The sequence below is a fragment of the Streptomyces palmae genome, from assembly GCF_004684805.1.
GTDB classification, from domain to species: domain Bacteria; phylum Actinomycetota; class Actinomycetes; order Streptomycetales; family Streptomycetaceae; genus Streptomyces; species Streptomyces palmae.
On sequence record NZ_SRID01000202.1, the window covers coordinates 1 to 12,303 of the forward strand.

Here is a 12,303-nt window from a genome sequence, read left to right on the forward strand (position 1 = left end):
GCCCGGGCGGGCGCCTGCCCAGGGTGCGGCTTGGGGCAGGTCCCACCGGGCGGCTCATCCGGTCCCGGCCGCGACGTAGACTGGACGGCTGTTGTCCCGCCGCGCCGCCCGACCCCTCAGGAGCCCACCCGCCATGCACGACGAGAACCAGGAATCGCTGGTAGGCGAGGAGTACGAGGTCGAGGTGGGGCCCGTCGCACACGGCGGCCACTGCATCGCCCGTACCGAGGGCGGCCAGGTCCTCTTCGTCCGGCACACCCTGCCCGGCGAGCGGATCCGGGCCCGGATCACCGAGGGGGACACCGGCTCCCGCTTCCTGCGCGCCGACGCCGTGGAGATCCTGGAGCCCGCCAAGGACCGGGTCGAGGCGCCCTGCCCCTTCTCCGGTCCCGGCCAGTGCGGAGGCTGCGACTGGCAGCATGTCGCCCCCGGTGCCCAGCGCCGCCTGAAGAGCGCGGTCATCACCGAGCAGCTGGCCCGGCTGGCCGGACTCGGCGCCGAGGACGTGGGCTGGGACGGCACCGTGGAGCCGGCCCCCGGCGACAAGGTGGCCAAGGGCGAGGTGCCGGCCTGGCGGACCCGGGTGCAGTACGCGGTGGACGCCGAGGGCCGGGCCGGCCTGCGCAAGCACCGCTCACACGAGGTGGTGCCGGTGGACCACTGCCTGATCGCCGCGCCCGGGGTGACCGAGCTGGGCATCGAGAAGCGCGAGTGGCCCCAGATCGCCACCGTCGAGGCGATCGCCGCGACCGGCTCCCATGACCGCCAGGTGCTGCTCACCCCCCGCCCCGGCGGCCGGCTGCCGCTGGTCGAGCTGGACAAGCCGGTCTCGGTGGTCCGTATCGACGAGGCCGGCGGCGCCCACCGGGTGCACGGCCGCCCCTTCGTCCGCGAACGCGCCCTGGACCGCACCTGGCGGGTCGGCGCCGGAGGCTTCTGGCAGGTCCACCCCCGGGCCGCGGAACTCCTGGTCGAAGCGGTGATGCAGGGCCTGATGCCGCGCAAGGGCGAGATGGCGCTGGACCTGTACTGCGGTGTCGGCCTGTTCGCCGGCGCGCTGGCCGAACGCGTCGGCGAGACCGGCGCGGTGCTCGGTATCGAGTCCGGCAAGCGCGCGGTCGAGGACGCCCGGCACAACCTCCAGGACCTGGACCGGGTCCGCATCGAGCAGGGCAAGGTCGAGCAGGTCCTGCCCCGCACCCGGATCACCGAGGCCGACCTGGTCGTCCTGGACCCGCCCCGCGCGGGCGCCGGCAAGCGCACCGTCCAGCAGGTCGCCGCCCTCGGCCCCCGCCGCATCGCCTACGTGGCCTGCGACCCCGCCGCCCTCGCCCGCGACCTGAAGTACTTCGCCGACGCCGGCTACCGCGTCCGCCGCCTGCGAGCCTTCGACCTGTTCCCGATGACCCACCACGTGGAGTGCGTGGCGATCCTGGAGCCGGTGAAGTAGGGCGCCTGACCTGGGGTCTGCGTGAGCGCATCAGGTGCGTTGCGGGCGTCGCGGTGCTCGTCTGGCCTCCCGGTCTAGAGAGATCTACCGGTGCGGGTGGCCGGTGGCTGCTCGGTGGCGCAGTGGAGGCACTTGCTCGCGGCCGCGGGCAGGTCTTCGGAGAGGCAGGCGGGGCAGGTCTTGACGGGGCCGGGTTCGCCGAACGCCTTGACGCCGCGGCGGGCCTGGTAGTGCTTGTACGGCACGACGATCAGGAAGTAGATGACCGCCATGAAGATGATGAAGTAGATCAGGGCGGAGATGAACTGTCCCAGGTCGAGGTAGGTCGCCTTGTTGCCCTCCTCGCCGAGCTGCCATCCGAGCCCGACGGATGTGCCGCCCTGGAAGCGGCTGACGATCGGGTTGATCACGAAGTCGGTGAACGCTTTGATCAGGGTCGAGAAGGCCAGCGCGATGACCAGCCCGACGGCGATGGTGATGAGGTCGCCGCGCATGAGGAAGTTCTTGAAGCCTTTGAGCACTGTCCGCCTTCCTTCCCGAGTGCCCGCATGCCCGGCCGGTGGGCACGGCGGGAGCGTGCTCAGCAGCTAATCGCAGGCCCCCAGGCTGGTAGGGGAGCCACGGCGCGATGACGCACGGATGGCCGCAGCCGAGCCGTCCCACCGCCCCACCCGCACCGACGATGTCCTACCGACCCGGCACGCGAGAAACGGCATCGAGCACCACCTGGGGGTGACCTGCTCGGGGTCGTCGGACATCGGCGAGTGCCCGCAGCCGGCAGCCGCTGCCCTCAGTGCCTCGTGGGGGCATCAGGTCTGCGCGGCCACCTTCGCGGTGGCGATCTTCTTGGGGCGCGCACGCCATCTTCACCGCCATGCGCGACGCACACCGCACCCCACCCACCGAGGGCAGCCCCCGCGACCTGCTCCGCTGCTACCTGCGCCGGACGGGCGACGTCAGGCCCGAAACGGCTCAGTTCCGCTCGGCGGACGGCGTCCGGGCGGTCCAACCGGCCACGGCGCTCAGCAGGATGACGCCGGGCACCAGCAGGAGTGCTGTCCGGCCTCCCTCCGCCACGGCTATGTGCGCGAAGACGGCCGCGCCCACCGCGCCGCCGGCCATGTCCATGCTGGAGAGCCAGGACATCGTCTCGGTGACCTCGCCCTCCTTCGCGAGATCGCCTCCCACGGTCCGCAGGGTTCCGAAGACGGATCCGATGACCAGCCCGGCGACCGGGCACAGGACGAGCACCGCCACCGGGGAGAACCGGGCGGCCGCGGCCAGCGCCGCCACCCCCGCCGCGAAGACGCAGAGCAGCGCAGTCAGCTTGGGGCCGCGAGCGAGCAGACCGGGTGCCGCGCCCAGCGCGAGGCTGCCGAGGACGCTGCCGATGGACAGGGCGCCCAGGTAGACGCCGGTGAACACCGCCGCGTCGTACTGCTTCGCGTAGATCGGCAGCACCACGTCGACGGCGGTCACCGCCAGGACGAAGAGCGCGTCCGCGAGCAGCAGGCGCCGCAGGGGCGCGGAGGCCAGCGGCCCCAGCCAGTGCCGGCGTTGGGCGGGCCGCGGTGAGGCCGGGGTGTCCAGCAGGAGGAAGACCATCAGGGCCGTCAGCGCCGCGATGACCAGCAGAGGGGCCACTCCGGAGACCGACAGGCTCAGCCAGCTCGCCAGCACCGGCCCGGTGATCAGCGCGGTCCCCATCATGGCCGAGTCCAGGGCCATCGCGGTGCTCAGCAGCCTTTGGTCGGCCGCCTTGTACCAGACGGTCCGCATGAGGACGGCGACCGGTGGCGTACTCGCCCCCAGGACCGCCGACAGGGCCAGCACCCAGAGCGCCGGGCGGTGCGCGGACAGGGCGTCCGCCAGCAGGCCGGTCGCGGTGAGGTAGCCGGCCAGGCAGACCAGCAGGACCAGCCGGGGGGAGTGGCGGTCGACGAGCCGACCGCGCAGCGGGGCGGTCAGGAACTGGCCGACCGCGAAGTAGCCCACGCCCAGGCCCGCCGTCCCGTACGAGTACTCCTGGCCCACCACGAGCAGCAGACTCAGCTCGATCATGCTGGACGGCAGCTTCGAGACCATGCCGACCGCGGCGATCCGCCAGAAGCCGGGGACCTCCATCAGGCCCCGGTAGCTGTGCAGAACACCGCGCGGGGCAGCCTCGGTGGACACGTCGGGCTCGGCTGACATCGTCTCGATTCCTCGCTCTGGGGTGCGTCGATCTCGTAACCGTCCCCGAGACTAGGGGCGTTGGTGCCTTACTGTGTCGATTCGGGCGGGCTGTGGGCGGGCATCGCCGAGCCGGGCGTCCGGGCCCCCGGCCGAGGAGGACCCCAAGGTCTCCGAGCTTTCGGGGAGTACCTCCGACCCGGTCCCGGCATCCGATCGGGCAGGCCCGGTGGGCAGCAGCCGCTTCAGTACCGGACCGGTGGACATGGTGGTCAGGACGGCCATGGCCACCAGGAGCGTGTAGCGGCGGTCGTCCAGCAGCCCCGCCTCGCGCCCCGCGGTCAGCACGATCAGCTCCGTCAGTCCCCGTGTGTTCATCAGGGCGCCGATCGCCGCGGAGTCGCGCGCACCCATCCCGGCGAGCCGGGCGGCACCCGCGGCGGCGAGGAACTTTCCGGCGACCGCCGCGACCAGGAGGACCAGCAGGTCGAGCAGGTGGGAGAGCCCCAGCACCGAAAGGTCGACCTTCCAGCCCGCCACCACGAAGAAGACCGGCATGAACAGCCGGCTGCCCAGCGAACCGAGCCCCTGGCGAAGCCGGTTGTCCACCCGCGCGCCCAGCCCGCGCCGGGCACTGGTCCGTACGATCCCGAAGACGAAGGCCCCGAAGATGAAGTGCAGCCCCATCCACTCGGTGGCCGCGGCGGAGGCCAGCACGCCGACGAAGGCGACGACCAGGTCGACTTCGGCGCCCGCCCGGCGCATCACGTGGCGAAGCGCCGGCCGGACGGCGACGACCATGACCACCAGGTAGGGGATGAGGCACACCAGACGCCAGGGAGCGCCGCCGCCACCGAGCATCATGACCCCGCCCAGCAGCACCCAGGCGAGGACATCGCAGATCGCCGCGCCGGCCACCGCCAACTGCCCCAGCGGCGAACGCGACAGACCGCGGTCCTCGATGATCCGCGCCAGCACCGGGAAGGCGGTCACCGAGAGCGCGATCCCCATGAAGAGGACGTGGCCGAGCCGGGGCGCGGAGGACTCGCCGGGCCCCCACCACAGGCCGAGTCCGACACCCAGGGCGAACGGGAACACCATCGCGGAGACCGCGATACCGAAGGAGGTCTTCCGGAGGGAGCGCTTGGCGGACCAGTCGAACTCCATCCCGAGCGCGAACATGAACAGGGCGAGGCCGATGTCGGCGAAGGCGCTCAGCTCGCCGCGTATGGCCGGCGGGAACAGTGCCTCGGTGACCTGGGCGGGCAGCACCGTGGGGCCGAGGAGGATCCCGGCCACGATCTCACCGACGACGGCGGGCTGGCCGCACCGGCGGGCCGCGGCCCCACCCAGGCGCGCCACCGCCGCGATCAGCGCGAGCGCGAGCAGGAGGGCTGTGGTCTGGCTACTGGACACGTCAGATCTCTTCCGTCCGGAGAGGCGGCGGCGTGGGCCGGGCGCGCGTGCGGTGCGCGTGCCCGGCCCACGCGAGGGGCGCCGGCCGGCGCCTGATCCGGCCTCGGGGGCCTCGTCAGTCCTGCCGCACGGCCTGCGCGGCCTGCGCCTGCGGGTTCTCCCACCAGCGGTCGTTGCCCACCAGCGGCTTGTCCAGGTCGCGCTCGCCGGCCCAGGTCATGTTGAGGATGGTCCGGGCCGCGCCGTCCTCGGTCAGCGGAACGGTCCGGTGCAGCGTGGTGTCCGTGCGCTGGAGGTAGAGGTCCCCGGTGACGAGCCCATGGGTGTCGATCCGACGCTCGCAGAGGGTTTCGTTGATACGGGGGTCGCTCTTGTCCCAGTGGGTGTGCGGTACGGCCTGGAGCATGCCGCCGCAGGAGATGGGCGGCATCCGCAGCGCCCAGATCAGGGCGAAGCTGTAGTCGCCCCAGTGCCAGCCGTGGGTGTCCGCCGTGAACTCCTGATGGGTGATCAGGTAGCGCTCGTCCGCCGAGACCTCGGGGATGACGCGCTCGCGGGCGATCCGGCCGAGGAAGCCGAGCAGCACCTCGGAGGTGGCGATGGTGCGGATGAGCTCGCTGCGCTCGATCTGCTCGCTCTTGACCACGCTCATCTTGCGCGGGGTGTTGCCCGTGGTGGCGAGCAGCAGGTCGCGGCGCTCCCGGTGCTCCGCGACGAGCCGGTCGGCCTCCGCGCGGACGGCGGTCATCAGCTCCTCGGGAACCAGCCGCGCGTCCTTGTCGAACTTCACGACGCCCTGGTGGTGGAACCGGTCCGCCAGTCGCTCGACGCCCTCGGGGGTGTGGTTCTCCGCCAGGAACTTCTCGAGCGTCTCGTCGATCTTGCCTATGTCCATGCTGGGTTCCTCTTCCTTCACTGGATGGGGGAAAGCGGGGCGGAGGGGTCAGACGGTCGGCTGGTCGGGAGTGATCTCCAGCTCGACCATGGACCTGATCTCCGCGAGCACCCGTACGACCGATTCCTGGTCCGGGCCCGAGACCCAGGCGCCCAGCGGGATCGACATGATGTCCCGGGTGAGCGGCACATGGTCGCCCGGTGCGTAGCCGACCAGGACCTTGTCCACACCGGGGTGGTTCCTGACCTGTTCCAGGCCGTGCATGGCGACCAGGGTTCCGGGCCCTGCCTCGTTGTGGATGGCGATGGCGCCGAACATGGCGCGGCTGTTGACCGGTTGGTCCATCACGGCCGGGCGGCGCCCGAGGTAGCACTCGATGGTGTCGTGGAAGGGGCGGATGTCCGTGAACTCCGCCCATTGGTCGGTGGCCGGGCCGCCGGGAAGCCGCGCCGCCACCTCCATCAGGAAGACGCCGTCCCGGTTGACCTTCACCTCGGTGTGGCTGGGGCCGCGGCGCACCCCGAACGCGGTGAGCACCTGGACGACGTACTCCTCGATCCTCGCCCAGTCCGGGTCCTCCGGTACGGCCTGGACGTTGTCCCAGAGCGGGAAGTCGTAGTCCCGGTCGTCGGGCCTGCGGTACTCCCACATGTCGATCACCCGGTGGTCGCCGTCGCTGCTGAAGGCGTTGACCGCGAACTCGCGGCCCCGGATGTACTCCTCGACCAGCCAGGCGTCGACCGTCCAGCCGAAGAAGTTGCGCTCGTCGACCACCTGGAAGGCCGCGGCGCTCGCGGCATCGGGCACCAGCGTGGCACCGATGGAGCCGGCGCCCTGGCACTGCTTGACGATGACCGGATAGCCGATGGCATCGGCGGCGGCCGCCACCTCGGAGGGATCGCGCACCAGCCGGTAGGCCGGGATGCGCAGGCCGCTCTTCGCGGCGTGGTCCCGCATCAGTGCCTTGTCGTGCCGGGCCCGTGCCAGTTCCACGTCATTGCCGGGCAGCCCGAGCTCGTGCGCGATGACGCTCGCCAGGTGGACGCCGGACTCCGAGCACGGGACGACGGCCCTGATCTCGTGGTCGACACCGGCGAGGGCGGCCAGTGCCTCGCCGGCCTCGGTGGCGTACAGGGAGGCGTCGTCCCCCTTGGTGTGGTCCGGCCAGGTCCGACCGAGGTCTCCCGGCTCGCCCGTGAAGAGGGACACGATGCCCAGGCCCATGTCCCGGGCCGCCGGTTTGTGCCCGGCGCCGGTCGACACCGGGTCGACCAGCAGGACGGCCGGCTTTCGGTTGCTCAACTGCTGTGCTCCTTCCCGACGGAGTGCGTTCGGATCGGCCCTCACCGCTGGGCCGGGCCCAGCAGACCGGGGTGGTGCCGGGCGATCAGTTCCGGGAAGCCCCGGGTCAGTCCCTTCATCACGTTGTCGCCGTAGCAGGCGAACAGGGGGTTGTCGGGGTCGTGGACCACACCGCCCGCGCCACTGACGTAGCGGCTCGGCAGCGGCCGCATCGACGCCTCCAGGCGGGGGCTGTAGAAGAACGGCATCGAATACCGGTCGACCCCCGGGGCCGGACGGGTCACCCGGTGCACGGTGGCTCTGAGGTAGCCGCGCGTGGCCACCTCCAGGAGTTCCCCGAGGTTCACCACGAACGCGCCGGGGACCACCGGGACGTCCACGAAGTGGTCGTCCTCCACGGCGACCTGGAGTCCGCCCACCTCGTCCTGGACCAGCAGGGTGAGCAGACCGAGGTCCTTGTGGACACCGGCGCCCTGGTCCGCGGGGTCGACGTCCGCGGCCTCGGCCGGTCCGGGGTAGTGCAGCAGCTTGAAGTGGACCTGCGGGTCGGGTGCCACCACCGTGTCCAGGAAGTCCGCGGGCGTCTCGAGCGACTCCAGAAGGAGCCGGAGTAGCCGGTGGGAGACCTCGGTCAGCCGGTCCATCCAGTCGATGACGGCGGGACGCAGCTCCGGCAGGCCGGTCGGCCACTGGTTGGGGCCGGCCAGCCAGCGGTAGGAGGGCTCGCCGGGAGCCGGCGGCCGAACGGGCCGCTCGGGGCCGATGTCGAGCTGCTGCCGCTGGTCGGGCACACCGCGGGTCCGCTCACGGCCGAGTGCGGAGTACCCCCGGAAGTGCGGGGAGTCGAGGATGTCGAGCTCGCGGCGCTCCTCCTCCGGCAGCGCGAAGAACCTCCGCGACAGGTCGAGCAGGTCGGCGGCGCCGGTGACACCGTGTCCCACCAGCTGGAAGAAACCGATGTCATGGGCGGCGCGGCGCAGACGGTCCAGGAACGCGGCGCGCGCCTCGGGCCCTCGCGCGGCGTCCCGGAGGTCGATCACCGGGAACGTGATGTCTGACATGGAGTGCTCTACTCTCGTGATGCGACTGCGAACCGACCGTTCGCAGGTCGTTGCGGGGCCGGCCGGGACCGGGGGTCCCGCGGCGGCGCCATCGCTCGGCGGGGCTCAAGCTCAGCGGATCAGAGCGAGCAGCTCGGAGCGGGCGGTGCTGTCCTCCTCGAAGACCCCGTGGAAGGCGGTCGAGGTCATCAGGGCACTGGTCTTGATGCCCCGCATCGTCATGCACAGGTGCTCGCCCCGGCCGATGACGGCGACGTCCGGCGCCTCGGTGATCCGCATCACCTCGTCCGCGATGCCCGACACCAGACGCTCCTGGACCTGCAGCGCGTGGGCGTGCCGATGGGCGATCCTGGCGAACTTCGACAGCCCGAGCAGGTGCTTGGCCGATCGGTAGGCGATCGTCAGCGAGCAGTTGAAGGGCAGCAGGTGGTGCTCGCACAGCGACCAGACCCTGATGTCGGACACCACCACCATCTGCCCCGAGGAGGTCGTCTCGAAGAGCGTCTCGATGGTGCCCGGTTCGTAGGCGGTGAACTCGCGCCACCACCGCGCGTAGCGCGCCGGGGTGTCCCGCAGGCCGTCGCGGTCCGGGTCCTCGCCGATCTCCACCAGAAGCCGGCGCGCGAGGTCCTCCAGGGGATCCGGCCCGAGGCCGCCGGCGGCCTCGGATTCCTCGGTCATGAGCCGGACCGAATTCTTTTCGTGCACCCTCAGACTCCCCTCTTCTGTCCCCAGACCAGAGTGTGGAGCCTGGTCGTCATGTTCCAGCCGCGATCGATGACCCCGGCCACCAGAGTTTGCATGTGGTCGTCTATCTCTTCTCTGCTCTGCCCCTCCGGCATGACCCAGACCGAGGTGATGCCGAATTCGCTCACAAAACCGGCCACCTCATCGAGATCGGTGGTGTCCCGGCAGACGAACTTGAAGGCACTGGAAGGAATCCGGGCCAGCGCCCGCAAGGCGTTGGGAACGATGCGCTGATGCGCGGGGTCCCCGGAGTGCGAGAGTTTCGGGGAAACGTTGAAATGAACGCCGGCCTCGATCAGGCGCTCGTCGGGAACCTTGGTGCCATTGGTCTCGATCTCGATGTCGACACCCTGGGCAACCAGTCTCTCCACCAGCGGTACGAGGCGTCTTTGCTGGTTGAGGGGTTCTCCGCCGGACACCACCACCAGTGGCACACCGTAGGCCAGCAGGCGCTCCGCGACGGTGCCCACCGGCATGCGGTGGAGCTCTTTCCTGGGATCGAAACTGATCCCCGTGTCACTGATGCCGGTCCAGTCCCAGGTGTACGGAGTGTCGCACCAGCGGCACGAGAGATTGCAGCCGCCCAGGCGGACGAACGCGCAATGGCGGCCTATCGACCGGCCCTCGCCCTGGAAGGCCGCTAGGTGGGGCCGAATATCTCGTTCACGACGAGTTCCGGTTCCACGCGGCATCACCTCCTTTGCTTCTTCACTGCTGATTTCCGCCGGCGCGGCGGCGGTCAGGGGCGGTATTCGGCCCAGGTCTTCGGTGTCTCGGAGACGCGGACCGCCGACAGTTCCGGATAGACCGACCGCCACTGCTCGTAGATCCAGATGGCGAGGTGTTCTGCGGTCGGTGTCCGCTCCTTGACGACGTCGTTCAGATGGCGGTGGTCGAGCCACTCGTCGATCCAGCCCTTCAGGCCCGACAGCTCGCCGTAGTCGCGTACGAAGCCGGGTTCGACGAGTTCCTCCCGCCGGGCGCTCAACTCCACCTCGACCACGTAGTTGTGGCCGTGGAGGCGTCCGCACTGGTGCCCCTCGGGCAGGCCGTCCAGTTGGTGGCTGGCCGAGAAGGCGAACTGCTTGGTGATGCGTAGGGTCATCGATTCCGTCCTTCGTGGATGCCCCGGTCTTCAGGCCGGGGAGGGAACGAAGTTCCTGTGGGGCAGGGCCGGGACAGCCGGTTCGCCGCCAGGGCGGGCCGGTGTCCACCGGTCACCCTCTGATCTCCTGGTAGACGGTCGGGTCGTCCACGCCGGCCTCGGTGAACGCCTCCTGGCGCTCCCAGCAGGCCGCGCAGCGACCGCAGTGCGCCTCCCCGCCCCGCAGGCAGGTCCAGGTCTGCGCCCACGGGACCCGGAGCTCCTCGCCGAGCAGCACGACACCGCTCTTGCGCAGTCCCGCCAGCGGCGCCAGCAGGTCCAGGTCCGGGTGCGCGTACCCCTTGGTGGCCAGGCGCTCCATGGCGATGAAGGACCGCAGGAAGGCCGGGGTGCTGTCCGGTACCGAGGTGGCGTCGTCCGCCATGATGCCGATGGCCACCGCCTCCGCCTTCTCCACGACGGCGATGGCGAAGGCGACCGAGAGCAGCAGGGCGTTGCGGTTGGGGACGATGTTGGGGCTCTCGCCGTACCCTTCCCAGGTCTGCTCGGGCACGTCGACCGAGGGATCGGTGAGTGAGGAGCCGCGGAACATGGCGCCGACCGCGCTCAGGTCCGCGATCTGGTGCACCGCCCCGAGGCGTTCGGCCGCCGCGGCCGCGAAGTCGTGTTCCTTGCGGTGGCGCTGCCCGTAGTCGACCGACAGCAGGTGCACTTCGTGGCCCTGCTGGTCGAGCTGGTGCGCCATGGTCACGGAATCCATGCCACCGGAGACGATGGCGATCACTTTCGACACTGCTGTGTTCCCCCTCGGGTCGATGTCGGTGCGGTGCGGTGCCGTGCGAGGGCTCAGGAAAGCGGGGTGCCCCGCGCGACCACCGCCGCGGCCGCCGCGTCCAGAGCCGCCGTGCAGTCCTTCTCCGTCCGGGACACCGCGACGACCAGCGCGAAGCGCGACCGGGCGTTGTCCACCGGCGGGAGCCACAACTCCTTGCCCGGGTCGGCCAACGGCGCCACCTCATGGATCTCGGCGGGCAGCCGGTCCTCGGCGACCTCGATGGACTCCAGCCTCAGGTCGCACTCGGGGTACAGGAAGCGCACACCGGCCACCGCCGCCGAGTCGGCGGTGCCGAGCCTGGGCACCGCGCCGGCCGCCAGGTCCGCCGCCACCAGTCCGATCTCGATGCCGGTGACGAGTCCGCCCAGGTAGGGGATGCGGTCACCGCCGATCCTGGCGTTGATCTCCACGACCTTGGGACCGTCCGCGGTCAGGCGCAGCTCGGTGTGGGTCACCGTGTCGGTGAGCCCGACCGCGGTGTGGGCGTCCTGGAGGACCCCGAGCAGGGTCTCGTCGCGCAGCAGCGGATCATCCGCCCGGACGAGGTGGCCGACCTCCTCGAAGCCGGGCGCGTACCCGAGTTCCTTGCGCGCCACGAACAGCACGGTGATCCGCCCGTCACGGCAGACCGCCTCCACGCTGATCTCCGGGCCGTCGAGGAACTCCTCGACCAGAATGGGCGCCGAGGACCGCGGTACCTCGTCGAACCAGATCCTGCCGGCCTCCCGGTACGCCTCCTCAAGCTGTTCCGGACCGGCCACGTAGGTCACCCCGCAACTCGCGGACAGCGCGCGCGGCTTGATCACCACCGGGTAGCCGATGCGTTCGGCGGCCTCCGCGGCCTGCTCCAGTCCGGCCACCGCGATCGAGCGGGCCTGCGGCACTTCGGCCCTCTCCAGCGCCTGCCGGCCGAGGTACTTGTCCCGGCAGGCGCTCACGGCCGAACGGGGACTGGTGCGCAGGCCCAGCGCGGTCGCCAGGTCCGCGGCGGCCTCGACGCGGGTCTCCTCGTAGGTCAGCACGCCCGCGAAGCCCTCGGGGTGCGCACGGGCGACCTCGGTCATGGCCGCGGCGTCCAGGGTGTCGACGACCGTGTACCCGTCGATGTAGGGGGTCTCCCAGGAAGGGGGCGCGGGGCACAGGAGGTGCAGCCGGTAGCGGGTCACGATGGCCCGCAGCACGTATTCGCGCCAGATCCGGCCTCCGCTGCCCACCAGCAGCAGAAGCGGCTTGGCGGCGTCCGGGTGTCCGGTTTCGGGCATGGCTGTGGTCATGTCTGGCGTTCCTCGGGTCGATGTCGGGGCGGGGAGGGATGTCGGG

The 12,303-nt window shown here is 71.0% G+C and carries 12 protein-coding genes; 1 reads left to right on the forward strand and 11 read right to left on the reverse strand.

The annotated features are described in order from the left end of the window. Positions 1–133: 133 nt before the first annotated feature. On the forward strand, positions 134–1,450 hold the full coding sequence (locus E4099_RS20110; protein WP_135340484.1) for a class I SAM-dependent RNA methyltransferase: 1,317 nt from the start codon (positions 134–136) through the stop codon (positions 1,448–1,450). Positions 1,451–1,524: 74 nt separating this feature from the next. On the opposite strand, the gene E4099_RS20115 is transcribed toward E4099_RS20110, so the two are convergent. The 11 genes from E4099_RS20115 to E4099_RS20170 form a co-directional block, all read right to left on the reverse strand. Then, on the reverse strand, positions 1,525–1,971 hold the full coding sequence (locus tag E4099_RS20115) for a large conductance mechanosensitive channel protein MscL (protein ID WP_135340485.1): 447 nt from the start codon (positions 1,969–1,971) through the stop codon (positions 1,525–1,527). Positions 1,972–2,422: 451 nt separating this feature from the next. Continuing rightward, positions 2,423–3,643 (reverse strand): MFS transporter, encoded by a 1,221-nt coding sequence (locus tag E4099_RS20125; protein ID WP_245245024.1) that lies wholly within the window; start codon positions 3,641–3,643, stop codon positions 2,423–2,425. 51 nt (positions 3,644–3,694) lie between these two features. Then, positions 3,695–5,038: a cation:proton antiporter gene (locus tag E4099_RS20130; protein ID WP_135340486.1), complete on the reverse strand. Its 1,344-nt coding sequence runs from the start codon at positions 5,036–5,038 to the stop codon at positions 3,695–3,697. 115 nt (positions 5,039–5,153) lie between these two features. Beyond that, positions 5,154–5,933 (reverse strand): HalD/BesD family halogenase, encoded by a 780-nt coding sequence (locus tag E4099_RS20135; RefSeq protein WP_135340487.1) that lies wholly within the window; start codon positions 5,931–5,933, stop codon positions 5,154–5,156. Positions 5,934–5,981: 48 nt separating this feature from the next. After that, the gene (locus tag E4099_RS20140) at positions 5,982–7,235 is read right to left on the reverse strand and encodes an ATP-grasp domain-containing protein (protein WP_245245026.1); all 1,254 of its coding nucleotides are present in this window, start codon (positions 7,233–7,235) and stop codon (positions 5,982–5,984) included. Between the two features lie 41 nt (positions 7,236–7,276). Beyond that, positions 7,277–8,296, reverse strand: coding sequence for an isopenicillin N synthase family dioxygenase (locus tag E4099_RS20145; protein ID WP_135340488.1), 1,020 nt, complete (start codon positions 8,294–8,296; stop codon positions 7,277–7,279). Positions 8,297–8,407: 111 nt separating this feature from the next. Next, a complete protein-coding gene (gene folE / locus E4099_RS20150; RefSeq protein ID WP_135340489.1) occupies positions 8,408–8,977 on the reverse strand; it encodes a GTP cyclohydrolase I in 570 nt (189 codons plus the stop codon). A gap of 29 nt (positions 8,978–9,006) precedes the next feature. After that, positions 9,007–9,735, reverse strand: a complete 729-nt coding sequence (locus E4099_RS20155; RefSeq protein WP_245245028.1) for a 7-carboxy-7-deazaguanine synthase QueE — start codon at positions 9,733–9,735, stop codon at positions 9,007–9,009. A 47-nt stretch (positions 9,736–9,782) separates the two neighbouring features. Then, on the reverse strand, positions 9,783–10,148 hold the full coding sequence (locus tag E4099_RS20160) for a 6-pyruvoyl trahydropterin synthase family protein (protein ID WP_135340490.1): 366 nt from the start codon (positions 10,146–10,148) through the stop codon (positions 9,783–9,785). A gap of 112 nt (positions 10,149–10,260) precedes the next feature. Further along, entirely contained in the window at positions 10,261–10,941 is a 681-nt protein-coding gene (locus E4099_RS20165) for a 7-cyano-7-deazaguanine synthase (protein ID WP_135340491.1), read from the reverse strand. Between the two features lie 53 nt (positions 10,942–10,994). Further along, a complete protein-coding gene (locus E4099_RS20170) occupies positions 10,995–12,257 on the reverse strand; it encodes an ATP-grasp domain-containing protein (protein ID WP_245245030.1) in 1,263 nt (420 codons plus the stop codon). Between the last annotated feature and the right edge of the window lie 46 nt (positions 12,258–12,303).